A 17,914-nucleotide genomic window follows, 5' to 3' on the forward strand; every position below is an offset into this window, starting at 1 on the left:
AGGAGTGGGAAAGTGCAAGTGATTGATAAGCAGCAGGTGAGTGAGCTGCTGGATTTTCCGGGGCTGATCGCCGACCTGCGCGATGCGTTTCGCGAAGGATCGATTCAGGTGCCACCGCGGCACCACCATCACTACCAGGGGCGTGCGGACAGCCATTCGGAAAACACACTGTTGTTGATGCCCGCCTGGCAGGCGGGGGATTTTCTCGGCGTGAAAACCGTGAGTGTCGCGCCGGAGAATCGCGAGTTGCCGAGTGTGCAGGGGCTTTATTCGCTCTTTGACGCGGCGAGCGGGGTACCGCGCGCCGTCATGGATGCGACGGCCCTCACCAGCAAGCGCACCGCGGCTGCCTCGGCCCTGGCGGCGGACTATCTCGCCCGCGCGGATGCGCGCTCCCTGCTCATGGTGGGCACGGGCGCGTTGGCTCCGGAGCTGGTGCGCACTCACTGCAGTGTGCGGCCTATTGAACAGGTTCATATCTGGGGGCGAAATCCGGACAAGGCGGCCGCACTGGTGGCGTGCCTCGCGGCGGAGGGATTTCCGGTTGCGGTTGCCGAGGATTTACCGGGTGCCATGCCCGAGGCGGATATCGTCAGCTGCGCCACCCTGAGCCGGACGCCGTTGCTGCGCGGCGAGTGGTTGCGGCCCGGCCAGCATATTGATCTGGTCGGGGCCTATCGGCCGGATATGCGCGAGGCGGATGATGCGTTGATCCGTAAAGTCGCGCTCTATGTGGACGTGCTGCCACAGGCGATGGAGGAAACCGGTGATCTGGCGATTCCCCTGGCCAGTGGCGTGTTGCGGGAGGAGGCGATTCTTGGCGATTTGTTTGGGCTCTGTTGCGGTACACCCATCGAGCGCGCAACTGACGCCATTACCGCGTTCAAGTCGGTCGGGCATGCGTTGGAGGATCTGGTGGCCGCGCGGCGGGTCTATGCCCGGTTGGCGCAATAGATGCCCCCAATGTGGGGTGCTGGCTGGTGTGTCACCAAACGTTCATAAAAACATCATGTTATCGAAACGGCGCCACACCATCCTTTACTTCGAGCAAGACGCCTCGAGAAAGGTGATTGGTGTCTATACTCAAGCCATCAGGTTGTTGCGGGTCGAGAAAGGTGATGTACCCGTTGCGATCGGATGATGAGCCGGCACTATGCCGGCTTTTCTCTTTCTGTCTGATGACAAACCCCGTTGTTCGATTATTCCCCCAGACCCGCGACACTCTCTAGTGGTTGGGCCAGTGATTGGGCTAGTGGTTGGGCCCGTGATTGCGCCGCTGAAATTGCCGGCATATCCGTTTGGTGATAAATTAACCAGAATCTTGAGGCGGCACCCGAGTGAATGGCGGGTGTAACCCCAGGATGTCTATCCATATTGAACCCCTGGAGGCGCTTGATGATTGTGTGCAAGCCCCGCCGGGTGACCCACTGAGGCGATGCCTCTTACCTGGGTGTAACCCCGGCCCCATCAGCCTGGCTGATGGCCATGCTTCCTGAAGGAAGCAACATGTATTGCAGTACCGATGTGTTCCGTCGATGGATACGGTAGCGCGCCAAAGTGCGTGTCGTTGAAAAGTTACGGGCGGAGTTCTCTACGGTGGCCATTGCCACTGTGGATGTCGGTACGTGCCCGAGGGTTCCTCCATTGAAAAAATCCCTGTTGAATCGCCGCCCGCGTATCGCTGGCGGACGTACCCTGGCAGCCCAAACTGCCAACCCCGAAGCCTCCGCCCTGCGTGTGCTGGGCTGGAAGCCGTTTTTCCAGCAGCAGCTGGACCTGGCGGATATGGAATCGTTGACGCCGGTGCGCGTGATGGCCCGCCATCGGGATCAGCTCGAAATAGCCGCCGCGGCCGGAGAACAACGTATCCCGGTGACCGAAAGCCTGCTGTCCCTGAGTGGCGATGGTGTTGCCGTCGGTGACTGGCTGCTACTGGATGAAAGTGGGCGGCCGCGACGCCGGCTCGAACGCAGCAGTGTGTTCCGCCGCATGGCGCCCGGCGCCAACCGCGCCCAGCTGATCGCCGCCAATATCGACACGGTGCTGATCGTGTCTTCCTGTAATCACGACTTCAACCTGTCACGAATCGAACGCTACCTCGCGATGATCCGCAGTGCGGGCAGCCAGGCCTGTCTGGTCCTGACCAAGGCGGACCTGTGCGAGGATATCGCGCCCTACCGTGAGGCGTTGCGCCGCTACACGGACTTACCGCTGGAGGTGCTCGACGGGCGCGATCCTGAAGCGGTGGCGCAGCTGCGAGACTGGTGTCCGGCGGGCACAACCACTGCGTTGCTCGGGTCCTCGGGTGTAGGGAAATCGACGTTGCTGAATACACTGTCGGGTGCCGAGCGCGCAGCGACCGGTGGTATTCGTGAAGATGACAGCAAGGGCCGGCATACCACACGGCACCGTGCGCTGTATCCACTGCCAGATGGCGGGTTGCTCCTCGATTCCCCGGGTATGCGTGAGCTTGGGCTGGCGGATGCCGAAGATGATCTGTCCGCTGCATTCAGCGATATCGACCATCTGGCGCAGCAGTGTCGCTTTGATGACTGCGGTCACGGGGTCGAGCCCGGCTGCGCGGTACAGGCCGCAGTGGCTCGTGGTGACCTCGATACCCGTCGACTGGAAAACTGGCGCAAGCTATTGCGAGAAGCGCGACGCAACCGCCAGACCCTGGCCGAGCAGCGCGCTGATGATCGTGCACTGGCGCAGCTCTATCGCTCCGTGCAGGGCCATGCGCGCCATCGAAAACAGGGCGGTGACTAGACTGCAGGGGAGTGGCAATCAATTGTCGGAGGAATGGACGTGCCCCTCTTGCCTGACGCCGGCATCCCGGCTCCGGAGATTTCAGCTGCATCCTGGCTGAATGTGAACGCGCCGCCCGATTGCCATGGCCGGGTGGTGTTGTTGCATGTCTTCCAGATGCTATGTCCGGGCTGCACCCAGCACGCGACGCCGCAGGCCGTGCGCGTGGCCGATCATTTCGCTACCACGGACCTGTGCGTGATTGGCCTGCATTCGGTGTTTGAGCATCACCCTGTAATGGATGCCGATGCACTGCGGGTCTACGCCGCGGAGTTTGGTCTGCAGTTTCCGATCGCCATCGACCAGCCCGCTGACAATGGCCCGGTGCCGGTCACCATGCAGAAGCTGGCTTTGCAGGGCACACCATCGACGGTGCTGCTGGATCGCAGCGGGAATATCCGCCTGAGTCATTTTGGTCTGCTGGAGGATTTGTCGCTTGGTGCGATGCTGGGCGAGTTGTTGGCCGAGCCGGCTGAGAGAGGAGAATAGGGGGAGGAATCAGGTGGCCCCGCGGGATGCGGGACCGCCTTTGTTCGGTGGAAATTAACCTGCCGGCGCGGGGCCAGCGGTGCCCTCGATACCCGGCGTCAGGCCGGCGCGGGCCGTCTCTGCCGACAGCCAGCTGTTCATGCGAGTCTCGAGCACATTGAGTGGCAGGGCACCGGCGCCGAGCAACTCGTCGTGGAAAGCGCGAATATCAAACTGGTCACCCAGTTGTTCTTCCGCACGCGCACGCAATTCCTTGATCTTCAGCTGGCCGAGCTTGTAGGCGAGCGCCTGGCCGGGCCACACCAGATAGCGATCGATCTCGACCGTGATGTCGTGCAACGGCTTGGCGCTGTTATTCATGAAAAACTCGATGGCCTGCTCGCGGCTCCAGCCCAGCTGGTGCATGCCGGTATCCACCACCAGGCGCACGGCGCGCCACATGTCGTAGGTGAGCGCGCCAAATTCGCTGTAGGGGTCGGTGTACAGGCCCAGGTCATAGCCCAGGCTCTCGGAATACAGTCCCCAGCCTTCCACAAACGCGGTATAGCCGCCGAGACGACGCAGTGGGTGCACGCCCTCCAGTTCCTGCGCCAGTGCAATCTGCAGGTGGTGTCCGGGCATGGCCTCGTGCACCGTCAGCGCTTCCATTTCCCACTTGGGTCGGCTCGGCAGGTTGTAGGTGTTCGCAAAGAAGATGCCCGCGCGTCCGGCTTCCTGGGAGCCCGGCATGTAGTACGCGGTCGTCTGCGATTTCTCCGAGTAGCTCGGAATTGGCTTCACGCCGTAAGGCAGGCGCGGCAGCTTGCCGAACAGGGCCGGTAGCTCGCCATCAATGCGCTTGGCGATGTCGCGGTAATCGCGCATCAGCGCTTCGCGGGTCGTATGGTAGAAGCGCGGGTCGCTGCGCAGGAATTCGGTAAACGCCTTGAAGTCGCCCTCGAAGCCGGTTTTCTCGATGATGTTTTCCATCTCATCGCGGATGCGCGCGACTTCACTCAGGCCAATCTGGTGAATCTCTTCAGCGCTGAGGCTGGTGGTGGTGTTGTCGCGCACCTTGTAGGCGTACCAGCGCAGGCCGTCCGGCATGCTGGTAAAGGCGGTATCGACACGGGCACCGGGAATGTATTCGCGCTCGACAAATTCCGCCATATCCCGCCAGGCCGGAACCAGTGCCTCGCGGTACAGCTTGTGGGCACGTTGTTTCAGACGTTGCTGCTGGGCTTTGCTGAGACTGTCGGGCATTGCCTTGAATGCGCCCAGTAGCGGGCTCTGTTCGGGCTCAGTCGGTATCAGGGCACGGATCTGGCCGGGCAGGTCGCGCAGGGTGATCTGCGGCGGCGTCACTTCGCGCTTGAGCCCCTGACGCATCAACGCGGTGGTTTGCTCCACCAGGGTAGGCAGCGCTTCCAGGCGAGAGAGGATGTCCTGGTAATCGCTCTGGCTGCGCTTGGGCATGCTGTTGAGAACGCCGGGCACATTGCGCTGGATGCCGCTCATATGGGTGACCGGCATTAGCGGGTCGGCAAACTGGAACCCTTTCACCTCATTGAGAAGATCCTGGTACAGCAGCTGGTAGTCGAGGCGCTGGTTGTCGGTCAGCGCGCTCTCGTCGATTTTGCGGCTGGCGGATAGCATCCGTCGGGTCTGGCCCTTGCGCGCTTCCTGGCCGCGCTTGGACAGATCGGTCCAGCGGTCGTTGACACCCGGGTAGCCGCGATAGGTTGCCCAGCTCGGATAGCTTTCCATCACCCAGCGGTAGCGCAGGTCCTGCAGGGCGGTGAGGCGCTCGGCGGCAGAGTCTTTGGGCAGCGCTTTGAAGGCCTGGTCAAAGGCATCTTCTTCCATGGCTGTCGCTTGGACAGCCATGAGCGTGACCCCAACAGACAGTGCAGTGCGGCGCAGGGTGGTGAGCAGGGATTTGCCCGGAGATATAAGGCGAATAGACATGGCGTCCCCTCGATAATGCAAGCGTGAGGGCGGCCGTCGCGCGATCAGACAGCGGCGGCCTGGCCCTGGATGTCCTTGCCGCGCAGCTGTTTCAGCCGGCGGCGGACTTGTTGTTCTATTCCGTCAGCGTTGAGGCCAATGGCCGCAAGCAGATCCTTGTGCTTGCCGTGTTCGATGGTTTTGTCCGGCAGCCCCAGCTGCATCAGGGGCACCAAGGTGCCGCGTGCATTGAGATATTCAGACACGGCGCTGCCGGCACCACCGGCAACGGTATTCTCTTCAATGGTAACCAGCAGCGAGTGCGAATTTGCCAGTTCGTCGATCAGTGCCTCGTCGAGTGGCTTGACCCAGCGCATGTCGGCGACGGTCGCACCAAGTTGCTCGGCGGCCTCCAGGGCGGGCGCCAGCAGGGTACCGAAACTGAGGATCGCAACCTCATTGCCTTCGCGCACGACTCTACCGCGGCCAACGGGCAGGGCCTGCATTTCTTGTTCAATGGTGACACCTGGTCCGGTGCCGCGCGGATAGCGCACCGCAGCGGGACCGGTGTGCTGGTATGTGGTGTACAGCAACTGGCGACACTCGTTTTCGTCGCTGGGTGCCGCGATGATCAGATTGGGCAGGCAGCGCATGTAGGTCAGGTCGTAGCTGCCCGCATGGGTCTGGCCGTCTTCTCCTACCAGGCCGGCACGGTCGATCGCGAAGGTCACATCCAGGTCCTGGATGGCCACATCGTGCACCAGCTGGTCGTAACCGCGCTGCAGGAACGTCGAGTAAATGGCCACTACCGGCTTCTTGCCTTCACAGGCGAGGCCGGCAGCGAGGGTGACCGCGTGCTGCTCAGCGATGGCCACGTCCTGAAAACGCTTGGGGAAACGCTCGGCGAACTGCACCATACCGGAGCCTTCACACATGGCCGGGGTAATGCCGATCAGTTGCTCGTCGGCTTCCGCCATATCGCACAGCCACTGGCCAAAAATGTCTTGGTACTTGGGTAGCTTGCGCTCGCTGGGCACGGCGACCTGTACCTTCGGTTCCGGCTCCAGCTTGTTCAGCGCGTGGTAGCCCACCGGGTCTTCTTCGGCGGGCCCAAAACCCTTGCCCTTGGTGGTGACGATATGCAGCAGCTGCGGACCGCGCTGGCCGCGCAGGTTGCGCAGCGTGTGCACCAGGTCGTGCATGTTGTGTCCATCGAGCGGGCCGATGTAGTTGAAGCCCAGTTCCTCGAATAATGTGCCGGGAGTAATCATTCCCTTTACGTGCTCTTCCGTACGGCGCGCCAGCTGCCAGGCCTTGGGTATCACCGACAGGATCTTGCGGCTGCCCTCGCGCATGGAGAGATAGGTCTTGCTGGCGAGGATCTTGGCGAAATAGTTGGCCAGACCGCCCACATTCTTGGAAATCGACATGCGGTTGTCATTCAGAACCACCAACATATCGGATTCGGTATGGGCCGCATGGTTGAGCGCCTCAAACGCCATACCAGCGGTCATGGCGCCGTCACCGATTACCGCAACCACTTTGCGCGAGGCCTCTTCGGAACCCAGTGCCATGCCCAGCGCAGCGCTGATTGAGGTGCTGGAGTGCCCGACGCCAAAGGTGTCGTAGGGGCTCTCGCTGCGCTTGGGGAAGCCGGACAGGCCACCCTGCTGGCGCATGGTCAGCATTTCCTCGCGGCGCCCGGTAAGGATCTTGTGCGGATAGGTCTGGTGACCGACATCCCACACGACGCGGTCTTCCGGTGTGTTGTAGATGTAGTGCAGGGCAATGGTGAGTTCGACCACGCCAAGGCCGGCACCGAAATGGCCGCCGGTCTGGCCCACACAGTACAGCAGGTACTCGCGCAGCTGGCTGGCGAGTTCCGGCAGCTGGCGCTCTTCGAGGGCGCGCAGCTGGGATGGCTCGTCAATGCTGTCCAGCAACGGAGTGTGGGGGCGTGTACGTGGTATCTCGTCGAACATCAAACGTCCTGTATCGGGCAGCGCCGTTTCCCTATTGGGAGCGCGGAGGTTGCCTGCCACTTTGGTATCACTTGCAACAGAGTCGAAACAGAGGATTGTATGCCTGTGAGGGGCAGAATGCATCCCGCGGGCCCCGCATTTCGGGGCAGGCGACGGGATTTTTTGGCTAGTGACCGCGCTCTACAATGTAGTCCGCGAGCTGCGCGAGCCGCTTCGCATCACCGGGGAGCGCCTGCAGCGCGTCGGTTGCCGTGCGATGCAGGTCGCTCAGCTTGTCGCGCGCGCCCCCGAGCCCCAGCAGGGAAACATAGGTGGGCTTGTTGCGCGCGGCGTCGGCGCCCTGGGTTTTACCCAGTGTAGCGGTATCGGCAGTGACATCGAGGATGTCATCCTGTACCTGAAACGCCAGCCCAATGGCTTCGGCATAGGTACTGATGGCGGTTAATTGCCGGGCATCGGCGCCGGCAGCCAGGGCCCCCATGCGGGCACTGGCGCGAATCAGCGCGCCGGTTTTCAGCCGGTGCATGGTTTCCAGTTCGGTCAGACTCGGTTGGCCATTGACGGCCTCCAGGTCGATGGCCTGGCCTGCCACCATGCCGGCGGCGCCGGAAGCGTCGGCCAGTTCCTGTAGCAGGGCCAGCCTAAGGTTCGCGTCTGCGTTGCTCCCCAGCAGCAGCTCGAAGGCGCGGGTTTGCAGGGCGTCTCCGGCGAGAATGGCCGTGGCCTCATCAAACTGGATGTGACAGGTAGGGCGCCCGCGGCGCAGGTCGTCGTCATCCATTGCCGGCAGATCGTCGTGGACCAGAGAATAGGCGTGCATGCATTCCAGTGCTGCCGCGGCACTATCGCACAGCTCGCCGGTAGGCCCGGTTTCTGCCTGAGAGCCAGCGACGGCCTGGGCGCTGGCGTACACCAGTGCAGGGCGCAGGCGTTTGCCTGGCCCCAGGGCCGCGTAGCGCAGGGCTTCAAACAGGCGCTCGGCGCCCGGTGTTGTTTCGGCCAGTGCGGCTTTCAGGCTGGCTTCGACCCGTTGGGCGCAGGTGCTCAGGAAAGGCCGCAACTGGTCTACGGAAGGCGTCTGCAGGGCCGTCACTCAGTTGTCGCCCCCAGGCTGCTCGGGGGTATCGAAAGGCAGCTCCTGCACCTGGCCGCTCTCTTCCATCAGGACGCGAACCTTTTGCTCGGCGCTGGCGAGTTTCTGCTGGCACTCTCGGGTGAGCTTTACGCCGCGTTCGAAGTCCGCCAGCGCTTCCTCCAGTGGCAGGTCGCCCGCTTCCAGCCGGGTTACCAGCTGTTCCAGTTCTTCCAGGGCCTGCTCAAAAGAGGCCGGTTTCTGCTCCGCTGCCATTGTCGTGCCTTTTACTCCGTACTTGCCGCGGCAACCTTAGCGGCTGGGTTGCCGGGGGTCAATCTGGGGTGTTGGCGGTGGTTTCCCGCAGCATCAGGTAATGGGCGAGTGCACGTTTCTCCCGGTCGCTGAGCGGATAGCTCGGCATGGGCGGGGTAGGGGCATCGAAATAGTCGGCCAGGGCCTTGAGCGAATACTTTTTCGACAAACCGGTGAGGGGCGACTGTCGATCGTGGCAGGTGCCGCAGGCATGCTCGCGATAGAGCACTTCGCCGCGGGCGGCGGCGCCGCTGTCGATAGCCAGCGGCTTCAACGGGGCCAGCAGCCGGGGGCGCGCGCCAATAGCCGGTGTCGAGGCCGCCATGCGCGCCGCAACTCGGTAGATTCGGCCGGTGTAGTCGTCGGATATGTAAATGTTGCCCGCTTCATCCTCGGCAATCGCCACCGGTCGGCCGCTGACCTCCTTGCGATCCGGGCTGAGAAACCCCCAGAGAAAGTCGCGCTGGCTGATATTGCCGGCTTGATCCCAGTGCAGCGAAACCACCTTGTAGCCGTCGCGCTCGGTGCGGTTCCAGGACCCATGCAGGGCAACCAGGGCTGCATTGCGATAGTCCGAGGCCTGCATCGGGCTACGTAAAAAGGTGATTCCGAGCGGCGCATTATGGGCGGCGAAGTTGTGGACCGGAATGCGCGATGCGGCAATTTTCCGCTGGATTTCGGGGCTGGCATTAACGCCAAAGTCCGGGTCCGGAACGCGGTCGCCATTGGCATAGGGCCAACCATAAAAGGCGCGATGCTCGATACGGTTCAGTTCGTCCGGGGGAAAGTCATCGCCGAGCCAGTCGCGCCCGTTGTCCGTGGCATACAGGCCGCCATCCCGTGGCGACCAGTCAAACCCCACGCTATTGCGCAGGCCGGTAGCGTAAATCTGGAAGTCCTTGCCGTCGGGCCGTAACCGCATGATCGTGGCGCGGCGCGGATCTTTCTCTTCGCAAACATTGCAACTGGAGCCGCTGCTCAGGTAGATCCAGCCGTCAGGCCCCATGCCGATGGACTTGGTCCAGTGGCCGCTGGCTTCGAGACCGGTGAGGATCTTCTGGTAGCGTCCTGCCAGGCGCCCGTCAGAATGATCAAACGGAACGCGGCCGATGCCATCCGCGTCGGCGATATACAGCCAGTCCTCATGCAGCAGCAAGCCGTGGGGGCGGTCGAGATCATCGATCAGTACACGCTGGCTGTCGCTGCGACCATCGCCGTTGCGATCGGCATAAACCAGGCTGATCTCACCGCGTTTCGGTTGGGACACCAGCAAATCACCGTTGCGTGTGATCACAATCCAGCGGGCATTGGGCAGGTCTTCGGCAAACAGGGTGACATGGTAGTCTTCCTGAGTGTGCAAAGTGTCCTGTGAGCGGTCGTTTTCTTCCTGTACGGGGACGGGGGCTTGTGCGGACGCCTGTTGCAACAACTTAAAAGAGGAGCGTGATGAATCGCCCGTGGCAAAGCCAAATGTGACAGCCAGCAGAAGGGGGTAAAAAAATGGCGACTTTTTCAACGGTTTTGCTCTGGCTGTATTGATATTGAAATATTTCTCACTATAGTGAGTCCTCAATCAAACGCCTCGGCGCAGATTCCTGCCAACTCAGCGCAACGATTCATTTTCGCCCTATTAGCCATTCTGGCGTTGTGAGACATCTCCCTGTCGTGTGAGATATCTCGCACACGAATTTCCGACATTTCCCCCTAGTTAATTTTCCTCCCTTGTCCATAATGAACATGCAAGGACGCGAAAGGGACTGAACAAAGCGGCAAGGGAATAAGGGATTTTTGCCGCTCGCCCCAAAGGACGGGGCACCATCCTGTGAGACGCACCGCCTGGGCCGGATTGCCTGGGCGGTGTTTTTACATTTGGGGTCTGCATTTTTTCTTCTGCCGCCAGTTTACTCCTCTCCCGCCAACAATTTTCTGCCAGCCACGAATTTTTTCCGCTTTTTTCGACTTTGCCGGATGATGTGATCACATCGTGTGCCGCGGTTTTGAAATTGCAACAATAATCCGCTTTAATCTGAACGTACCGGCCATTAATGTCGCGGCCGGCGGAGGGTGAAGCATTCAGTAATTCAGAGAGAGTGAACCTGGATTTCCCCTTGCCTCCATCAGGTAGGCAAGCTGCTCCCCTTCGCGCTGTCAGATTCTCAAAGCCCCTCCGGGAAACCGGTGGGGCTTTTTTCTTGGCCCGATTTCCCGGGCCGCTTACCAGTAGGGTGCGGTGCCAACACCGTGCGGAGGGATGCGAGTGGAAGCGAGAATTCTGCGACTGAACCTGGCGGGGCAGCCGCTGGAGTGGTTGTCCTGGGAGGAGGCGGCGTGCCTGTATGTGCGCGATCTGGTGACCTGGTCGCTGGGCGGCGTCGTCCAGCGTGTGCACGGTGGCTTCAATCGCACCGGGCATCGCTCCTATCTGGATCTGGCCGCGATCATCGCCTGTGGGGGTGAGCGCATGGCGCGCCCACGTACGCGGCCACCGCTCACCAATCGCGCATTGTTTTTCCGCGACAAACAGACCTGCCTGTATTGCGGCAGCGAATTCCGCCTGGCGGAGCTGACCCGAGACCATGTCCACCCGGTGTCCAAGGGGGGCAGGGACGTGTGGGAAAATGTGGTCGCGGCATGCCGGCGCTGTAATCAGCACAAAGGCAATCGCCTGCTGGAAGACATCGACATGGAGTTGCTGGCACTGCCGTTCTGCCCCAACGCGGCAGAGTACCTGGCGTTGATCAACAGTGAGCGGATTCGCGGGGACCAGATGGAATTCCTGCGCAGCCAGTTTTCCAGTGGGCGGCGCGAGGGGTGGCTGGTCTAGTCCCCGCAACTGCGCCGGTCACCTTATCCGTGGCCGACGGCTGCGAGGGGCCACAATGGCTGGTCAGGCAGTCTCAGCTGACCGCGGCGCGAATCAGGCTGGACAGGTAGTGGCCAAAGTCGTGTCCGGCGTTCTCCATCATTTTCGGGAACATGGAGATGGACGTCATTCCCGGGAAGGTATTCACCTCATTCAGATAGATATCCCCCTCTTCGGTCAGGAAGAAATCAATCCGCGACAGATCCTTTAGTTGCAGCCCGACAAAGGCTTTGTGTGAGGCCGTCTGGATCCAGCCCAGCTGCGCTTCACTGAGTCCCTCGGCCACCACAAACGTGGTGGCCCGGCTGCCCTCGTTATATTTTTCTTCATAGCTGTAGAAGGTGTCCGACGGCGCGCGTACCTCGCCGGGTGGCGTGATTACCAGCTCGCCATCGTAGGGATAGGCAGCCACTTCCAGCTCACGCACCTTGAGGGACTTCTCCACCAGTACATAGGGGGACAGGGCAAAAGCCTTTTCCAGCGCGGGGGCAAGCGCGTCCGCGCTACTGACCTGGTAGCAACCCACGGAAGAGCCCTGGTTGGAGGCCTTGATAAACACCTCCCCCCATTCTTTCAGTGCCATCGTTGCCTTGCTGAGCTCTTCCGGGTGGTCGCTGCTGAGAAACTGATAGGGTGTGTTGTCGATGCCCATGGCACTCAGCCACAGCTTGGTCGTGACCTTGTTAAAGCAATTCTTGCTGGCCTCGGGACCACAACCAAAATAGGGGATGCCGTAAATCTCCAGCATGGACTGCAGATCGCCGGTTTCGCCTGGATAGCCGTGGATTGCAGGGATAATGTAATGCACGTCGCGCTTGTAGCCGGTGTCGCTCACCAGCTGGCGCGACTGGGTAATCTGGTGGGCGCGGCCCTCGCTGTCGAGCAGGCGACCCTCTGCGTCCATTTCCACGCGGAAGACTTCCAGGTCGCGCAGGGGCGCGAGGCGCGCCTCGATAAAGTCTGCCGTGCGCAACGAAACGTCATGTTCGCTGCCGCCTCCACCACATATCAGTAGGGTCTTGATCATGCCGGTGTCCATTCGCTTGCCGCTTGTGGCGGCTCGGTTTGTTATTGGTTGGCTGCCGGTGCAGCCAGCACCCGCTCACATTGCTGTGGCATGGGGGCGGGTTCTTTTTTCGGTTCCGGTTTTTTCGGTGCACGCAGTAATGCGTAGAACTCATCACTAAACCACCAGTCGAGCTCCGGGCCGCAGGCGGTGCCCCGCACGGGTTTCTGTGGGCGGCATCCCGGTTCACCGGTGGGGCAATCCAGGCGCACATGAAAGTGATAGTTGTGCCCCCACCACGGGCGTACCTTGCGCAGCCAGTCGTTATCATTGCCCGCCTCATCGCACAGTCTGCGCTTGATGGTCGGGTGTACAAAGATTCGCGCTACCCGGGGGTCCTCCGACGCAAGGCGCAGGATACCGGGAATGCGTTTGTCCCAGTTCTCTTCGATCAGGCGATGTTCCGCAGCGTCAGCAATGGGAATCGCGGAGATATTGTCCCGTTCCCAGGGGGTGAGCTCACGCTCGGCAGCGCGCGCGTCCTGGGAGAGCCAGATATCAATATCCAGTCCCATCTGGTGGCTGCGGTGGCCACTGGTGAAAGGGCCTCCCCGGGCCATGGACATATCGCCGATTTGCAAACGGCCGAGCCCCTTGTCTGCGACCTTGCCTGAAAAATCTTTCAGGAAGCTTACGGTATGGGGGTGGCCGTAATGGCGATCGCGGCCGGTGCGCACCAGTTGAAAGCCCTTGCCGCGCATCGGCATCTGTTCTGCGCCACTCAGGCAGCCATTGGTGTATTCACCAATGCTGGCGGGCGGTTCGGCTGAAGGCGTCTTGATGACTTCCCAGGGGTTGTCTTGCGCCAGCACCGGCGCACTGCTGAGCCAGGCAGCCGACACAAAATATTTAACGACAGTGCGAAACATAAACGCTCTACCACGAAATTCAGAGCACATTATAGAGGCTTCCCTGTGGCCCTCTGCGCGGCGGCGCACTGTTTGGCCCGGAACCCCCGCGACAAATAGTGCTTCAGGATGCCTCGGTTGCGCCTGAGCTGGCGAGAATCTCGCGGCAGGCATCGAGTAGCGCATCCATCTCGGCATCGGTGCCGATGGAAATCCGCAGGTAGTCACCGATGCGGGGCTTGTTGAAGTAACGCACCAGGATTTCCCGTTCGCGCAGTTGCCGATACAGGGCCTCGGCATCCATCCCGGTGGGACGCGCCAGCACAAAATTGGCCAGTGATGGCACGACGTCGAAGCCCAGTTCGCCGAGCTGCTCAACGACACGTTCACGGGTGGCGATCACCTTGGCACTCGCGTCTGCCAGCCACTCCGTATCCTCGATCGCGGCGGTGGCGATGCGTTGTGCCACGCTGTCGATGGGGTAGGAGTTAAACGAATTTTTGGTGCGTTGCAGGCCTTCAATCAGGTGCGGCTGCGCCAATGCATAGCCCAGGCGCAGGCCCGCCAGGGCATGGGACTTGGACAGGGTACGGATGACCAGCAGGTTGGGGTAGCGATCGATCAGGCTGGCGGCACTGTCGCCGCCAAAATCGATGTACGCCTCGTCCACGGCCACCACGCGGTTGGGTTGCGCCTGCAACAGTTGATCGATCTGCGCAAGCGGCAGGTAGCGTCCGGTCGGTGCGTTCGGGTTGGGCAGGATTACGCCTGTGGCGGTGCCGGTATAGTCGGCCACGTCAATGCTGAAGTCATCCTTGAGGGCAGGTGTACGATATTCGATGCCGTACAACTGGCAGTACACCGGATAGAAACTGTAAGTGATGTCCGGAAACAGCAGCGGCTCACCATCGTGACGGAAAAAGCTGTAGAACGCGTGGGCCAGTACCTCATCGGAACCATTGCCAACAAATACCTGATTGGTCTCCACACCAAATTGTTTCGCGATCGCGGCGCGTAGTTCGGTGGATTCGGGATCCGGGTAGCGGCGCAGCGCATCGGCCAGGGTCTCGTCCTGGAGGATAGCGAGCGCTTTTGCCGAAGGCGGATAGGGGTGCTCATTGGTATTGAGTTTGATGAGCTTGTTGCCGCGGGGTTGTTCTCCTGGCACGTAAGGCTGCAGTTGCGCCAGTGCCGGACTCCAGAACGGGTTACTCACGAATCTGTCTCCGTCGCCTCGTCAGGTGTGTTCTGTGGCTGGGTATCGCCCGGCGCTTGTTGCTCAGCGGGTTTGCCCTTGTTCTGGTCTGCCTTTTTTTGCTTCAGGGGAATATCAAACAGCCCGGCAGACTCATTGAGGAAATTATCCATAGGAACCGGTTGGCGCAAAAGAAATTTCTTCGGCATCAGGTCGGTGGAGATCGCCGGTACCTCACTGAAGTCCCCCATATCCGCCACATCTTCCGCCAGGCCCAGGCCGAGAAAGCCGAGCGGCAGGATGAGTGCCGCGGCCCAGCGCCAGCCTGAGGACAGGTTGAGGGCCAGATAGCAGGCGCACCACAGCATGGCCGGCAGTATCACTGCCAGCACGGCAAAATTCAGGAACGGCATCAGTGGCTTCATGGAGAAGTTGAAGCCGAGGAAGCCGCTGATCCAGTCCCAGCTGTTGTACACCAGCACCCCGATACAGGCGACGGCGAGGTGGGCAAAGAAGCGGGTTTCATGGCGCACCACGCGGCCGATAAACGCCCAGGCCGCGGCGTAGACCAGCAGACCCACCAGGCCGCCCAGCACCAGGCTGGCGGCATCGGTCCATTCGAAGGAGCCGGCGAAGCCCAGGTAGGCAGTCAGCAGCGTAATGCCGGCCACTGCTGCGAGCAGCGCCAGTGACTTGCCCGGGTGGGATAGATGCTCGAGGAACCCTTCCAGTGAATGCAGGGGCACGGCAGGCGGCACTGCCGCTTCTTCATGGCTGATACGCAGGTGTGTGCGGCCGCACTGGATTTCATCGCCAGACTCGACCCGACGCTCGTCGATATCACCGTGCTTGATGGTGCGGTCGAAGACATTGCAGATCAGCTGGGTACCATTCACCGTATCCAAATCGCGCAGGTAGAAGAAGCCGTCTTCGCCCTTTTGGATCTCCAGGTGATTGGCGTCGGCGTGGATATCTTCGAGGATAATATCGTTGGCGAAGCTGCGGCCCACGGTCATGCGATCGCTGTCCATGCGATAGCGGGCCTGCACATGGCGGGCGCGGTTCAGTTCTTCGATGATCAGGGCCATTGGATTTCGCTCGTGAACTTTTCGGTGAACGCCGCCGCGGATTTCTTGGTAAAGCCGGACAGGGTGAAGTGGCTGGCCAGCGCGCGGTTGTTCTGGTCTACGCTCAGGCTCAGGTAGAAGATATCGTACAGGTCGGGGAAGTCTTTGTAGCGGCGCACACAGAAACTGGTGCGCGCGATCACCGGCCCGCGGTTCTTCGTCTCTGCGGATGTGCCATTGGCCTGCTGCTCTTGCGCGTCAGCATCGGTCTGGTCTGATGGCGCGGTCTGCTGTGCGTTGCCATTCTCAGCGGTTGTATTCTGAGTTTCGCTGTCCTGGCTTGTGCTGCTCTGGTCGCCGTTCGGGGGCTTGCCATTGGTGCGTGCCTGCGAGGTGAACGACTGCTTGCAGTTGAAGTTGGTTACATCTTCTTCACTGGCAGAGTTGCCCGGATAGAAACTGCTCATCTCGCGCTCATACTCCGCATAGAAGCGCATCGGCATCAGGTCCTCGGCCTCGAACCAGAAGAACTCATATTCCACCCGGCCGGTATTGAAGTCTTCAGCGAGGAACACCACATCCTGCCCGGTACAGCCCTTGATGATCTGTTTGATCGGGTTGTCGTCACTCTCCTGGGTATTCCCCCAACACTGGATGGACGGCACGATTTCGCCCACCACCGATGCCTCGCCCAGCGCCAGGGTATTCCATTCGGCACCGAGTACCTTGTCGATAATCTGCTGCTGGTTATCGAGCAGTTGCTGATGGGTCACTTCCTGCAGGTTGGCCTTGGTATCCCCGCGGCTGTGCAGGCGCGTCACCAGTCGGTCCAGTTTTTCGACCGGCACCAGAAAGCTCACCTGGTTGCCCGCGGTAGCCACATTGATTCCAACTACCTGCCCTTGCAGGTTAATGGCGGGGCCACCACTCATGCCCGGGTTGATGGAGCCGGCGAAGTGAATGCGATCGTAGAAACTGCCGCCGGCAATACCGTTGTAGGTACCCGGTATCAGGGTCATCCCCAGGTCGAGAGGGTTGCCCAGCGAGACAATGGTTTCCCCCTGACGGGGCGCAGCGCTGGCCAGCTCCAGGTATTTCGGCCCGGGTCGGTCCTGACGCAGAATGGCCAGGTCGTTGATGACGTCCAGATCCAGCAGTGACACGATGCCCTTCCTGCCATCCACCGAAATATATTCCAGCCGGTATTTTTCCGGCTCGCTCACCGCCTCCGCTACAACGTGATAGTTGGTCGCCAACAGGCCATCGGCAGAAATCTGGAATGCAGAACCGATGGAGGCTTTGGAGTTGGATGTCTTTTCAATGAGGCGGATCTGGTAAAGCGTGTCGCGATATTCGCTGTACAGGTTTTCGAAACCCTGCGCCATGGCCGTGTTCGACAACAGGCTACAGCACACGAATGCCAGCAGTGGCGCGCAAAGGCGCGAAAGGGGAATGCGCATGAATTTGTTTGAATAATGGGCAAAGGAGATTGATGTTACGGGATATAGGGTAGTGCAACAAGCGCGCGCCGGCGCGACAACCACGATCATACGTGGGGTTGCAAGCGGTAATACAAAGGCTGAATAGCACGCGCCACCCGGGTTAAAGGTCAAGTGCCGCGGCGCCAGAACGTTTTCTGTTTTGTTGGTTTTGCCGCCAGATTCATTTGTCGGGCAATCGCGCCGGTCTGCGCGAGGGGCTTGCTGCAGACCGCTCTGACGAAACAGAGAGCGGCCTGGTGGGTATCGCGATGCTCAGTCGGCGGAATTAATTTTTACCCAGTTCTGGTCGCCCTTGCCGATATTGCCTTCGACATCCCGCTCCCAGATCTCGCGGGATTTGTCATTGTTGTTGAGATACAGCTTGCCATCGATGATTACCCAGCTGTCAGGGCGCGGCGGTGCCTCAAAGCCCTTGGACATGGCATATGCACAATGGCCCCCATAGGCCGGTACATATTTTTCCGGGTTGGCGGCAAACAAATCGCGGTTTTCTTCCGTGGCAAAGCGCCAGGTCACGTCGGCCCACTGATGGGTGATCTTTGCCGAACCTTTCACCGATTTACTGCCGGGCTCAAGACCATAGTAAGCGACGATATCGGCGCCTTTGAGGGCGTCGCGGAACATATGGGAATAAACATTGGTGTCTGCCGGGATCACTCCAGAGTCGGCAGTCTGTTGACTGTCACTGGCGAGCGCGAAGTGGGAAGTTAGCAGCAGGAGTACGGCAATAGCGAGACGTTGGAACATAGAGCGACCTTGGGGTTTGCTTCAAAGTGTTGTT

15 protein-coding genes are annotated in these 17,914 nt (G+C 60.6%); 4 read left to right on the top strand and 11 right to left on the bottom strand.

Annotation, left to right across the window (positions count from 1 at the left end; translation table 11 throughout):
* Positions 1-12: 12 nt before the first annotated feature.
* From lhpI to ACXAD0_RS05940, 3 genes are all read left to right on the top strand, one after another.
* A complete protein-coding gene (gene lhpI, locus ACXAD0_RS05930; RefSeq protein WP_475087445.1) occupies positions 13-954 on the top strand; it encodes a bifunctional Delta(1)-pyrroline-2-carboxylate/Delta(1)-piperideine-2-carboxylate reductase in 942 nt (313 codons plus the stop codon).
* A gap of 690 nt (positions 955-1,644) precedes the next feature.
* A complete protein-coding gene (rsgA, locus tag ACXAD0_RS05935; RefSeq protein WP_475087446.1) occupies positions 1,645-2,769 on the top strand; it encodes a ribosome small subunit-dependent GTPase A in 1,125 nt (374 codons plus the stop codon).
* Between the two features lie 39 nt (positions 2,770-2,808).
* Positions 2,809-3,297: a thioredoxin domain-containing protein gene (locus ACXAD0_RS05940; protein ID WP_475087447.1), complete on the top strand. Its 489-nt coding sequence runs from the start codon at positions 2,809-2,811 to the stop codon at positions 3,295-3,297.
* A 54-nt stretch (positions 3,298-3,351) separates the two neighbouring features.
* Here the strand turns inward: ACXAD0_RS05940 and ACXAD0_RS05945 are convergent, their stop codons facing one another.
* The 5 genes from ACXAD0_RS05945 to ACXAD0_RS05965 form a co-directional block, all read right to left on the bottom strand.
* Positions 3,352-5,244 (bottom strand): DUF885 domain-containing protein, encoded by a 1,893-nt coding sequence (locus ACXAD0_RS05945; protein WP_475087448.1) that lies wholly within the window; start codon positions 5,242-5,244, stop codon positions 3,352-3,354.
* 44 nt (positions 5,245-5,288) lie between these two features.
* A complete protein-coding gene (dxs, locus tag ACXAD0_RS05950) occupies positions 5,289-7,205 on the bottom strand; it encodes a 1-deoxy-D-xylulose-5-phosphate synthase (protein WP_475087449.1) in 1,917 nt (638 codons plus the stop codon).
* 166 nt (positions 7,206-7,371) lie between these two features.
* Positions 7,372-8,289, bottom strand: a complete 918-nt coding sequence (locus ACXAD0_RS05955; RefSeq protein ID WP_475090318.1) for a polyprenyl synthetase family protein — start codon at positions 8,287-8,289, stop codon at positions 7,372-7,374.
* A gap of 9 nt (positions 8,290-8,298) precedes the next feature.
* Positions 8,299-8,553 carry an exodeoxyribonuclease VII small subunit gene (gene xseB / locus ACXAD0_RS05960; protein WP_475087450.1) on the bottom strand — a complete coding sequence of 85 codons (255 nt, stop codon included), beginning with the start codon at positions 8,551-8,553 and terminating at the stop codon, positions 8,299-8,301.
* 58 nt (positions 8,554-8,611) lie between these two features.
* The gene (locus tag ACXAD0_RS05965) at positions 8,612-9,952 is read right to left on the bottom strand and encodes a DUF7133 domain-containing protein (protein WP_475087451.1); all 1,341 of its coding nucleotides are present in this window, start codon (positions 9,950-9,952) and stop codon (positions 8,612-8,614) included.
* 897 nt (positions 9,953-10,849) lie between these two features.
* Between ACXAD0_RS05965 and ACXAD0_RS05970 the strand changes: the two genes are divergently transcribed.
* Positions 10,850-11,416, top strand: coding sequence for an HNH endonuclease (locus tag ACXAD0_RS05970; RefSeq protein WP_475087452.1), 567 nt, complete (start codon positions 10,850-10,852; stop codon positions 11,414-11,416).
* 73 nt (positions 11,417-11,489) lie between these two features.
* Here ACXAD0_RS05970 and ACXAD0_RS05975 read toward each other — a convergent pair whose 3' ends face one another.
* The 6 genes from ACXAD0_RS05975 to ACXAD0_RS06000 form a co-directional block, all read right to left on the bottom strand.
* A complete protein-coding gene (locus tag ACXAD0_RS05975) occupies positions 11,490-12,482 on the bottom strand; it encodes a D-alanine--D-alanine ligase (protein WP_475087453.1) in 993 nt (330 codons plus the stop codon).
* 41 nt (positions 12,483-12,523) lie between these two features.
* Complete coding sequence (gene mepA, locus ACXAD0_RS05980; RefSeq protein WP_475087454.1) at positions 12,524-13,390, bottom strand: penicillin-insensitive murein endopeptidase; 867 nt, start codon at positions 13,388-13,390, stop codon at positions 12,524-12,526.
* Positions 13,391-13,493: 103 nt separating this feature from the next.
* A complete protein-coding gene (gene hisC / locus ACXAD0_RS05985) occupies positions 13,494-14,585 on the bottom strand; it encodes a histidinol-phosphate transaminase (RefSeq protein WP_475087455.1) in 1,092 nt (363 codons plus the stop codon).
* Positions 14,582-15,652 (bottom strand): FHA domain-containing protein, encoded by a 1,071-nt coding sequence (locus tag ACXAD0_RS05990; protein WP_475087456.1) that lies wholly within the window; start codon positions 15,650-15,652, stop codon positions 14,582-14,584. The genes hisC and ACXAD0_RS05990 overlap by 4 nt, the downstream gene beginning before the upstream one ends.
* Positions 15,643-17,091 carry a S1C family serine protease gene (locus ACXAD0_RS05995; RefSeq protein ID WP_475087457.1) on the bottom strand — a complete coding sequence of 483 codons (1,449 nt, stop codon included), beginning with the start codon at positions 17,089-17,091 and terminating at the stop codon, positions 15,643-15,645. The genes ACXAD0_RS05990 and ACXAD0_RS05995 overlap by 10 nt, the downstream gene beginning before the upstream one ends.
* 294 nt (positions 17,092-17,385) lie before the next feature.
* Positions 17,386-17,880: a YHS domain-containing (seleno)protein gene (locus ACXAD0_RS06000; protein WP_475087458.1), complete on the bottom strand. Its 495-nt coding sequence runs from the start codon at positions 17,878-17,880 to the stop codon at positions 17,386-17,388.
* Between the last annotated feature and the right edge of the window lie 34 nt (positions 17,881-17,914).

The sequence above is a fragment of the Microbulbifer sp. ABF4_148 genome (assembly GCF_056158985.1).

What these genes read in the sequence shown, in the direction of transcription:
- ACXAD0_RS05990 (WP_475087456.1), bottom strand. Translation starts at nt 15,652, where the DNA reads ATGGCCCTGATCATCGAAGAACTGAACCGCGCCCGCCATGTGCAGGCC.
- ACXAD0_RS05975 (WP_475087453.1), bottom strand. Translation starts at nt 12,482, where the DNA reads ATGATCAAGACCCTACTGATATGTGGTGGAGGCGGCAGCGAACATGAC.
- ACXAD0_RS05995 (WP_475087457.1), bottom strand. Translation starts at nt 17,091, where the DNA reads ATGCGCATTCCCCTTTCGCGCCTTTGCGCGCCACTGCTGGCATTCGTG.
- mepA (WP_475087454.1), bottom strand. Translation starts at nt 13,390, where the DNA reads ATGTTTCGCACTGTCGTTAAATATTTTGTGTCGGCTGCCTGGCTCAGC.
- ACXAD0_RS06000 (WP_475087458.1), bottom strand. Translation starts at nt 17,880, where the DNA reads ATGTTCCAACGTCTCGCTATTGCCGTACTCCTGCTGCTAACTTCCCAC.
- xseB (WP_475087450.1), bottom strand. Translation starts at nt 8,553, where the DNA reads ATGGCAGCGGAGCAGAAACCGGCCTCTTTTGAGCAGGCCCTGGAAGAA.
- dxs (WP_475087449.1), bottom strand. Translation starts at nt 7,205, where the DNA reads ATGTTCGACGAGATACCACGTACACGCCCCCACACTCCGTTGCTGGAC.
- ACXAD0_RS05945 (WP_475087448.1), bottom strand. Translation starts at nt 5,244, where the DNA reads ATGTCTATTCGCCTTATATCTCCGGGCAAATCCCTGCTCACCACCCTG.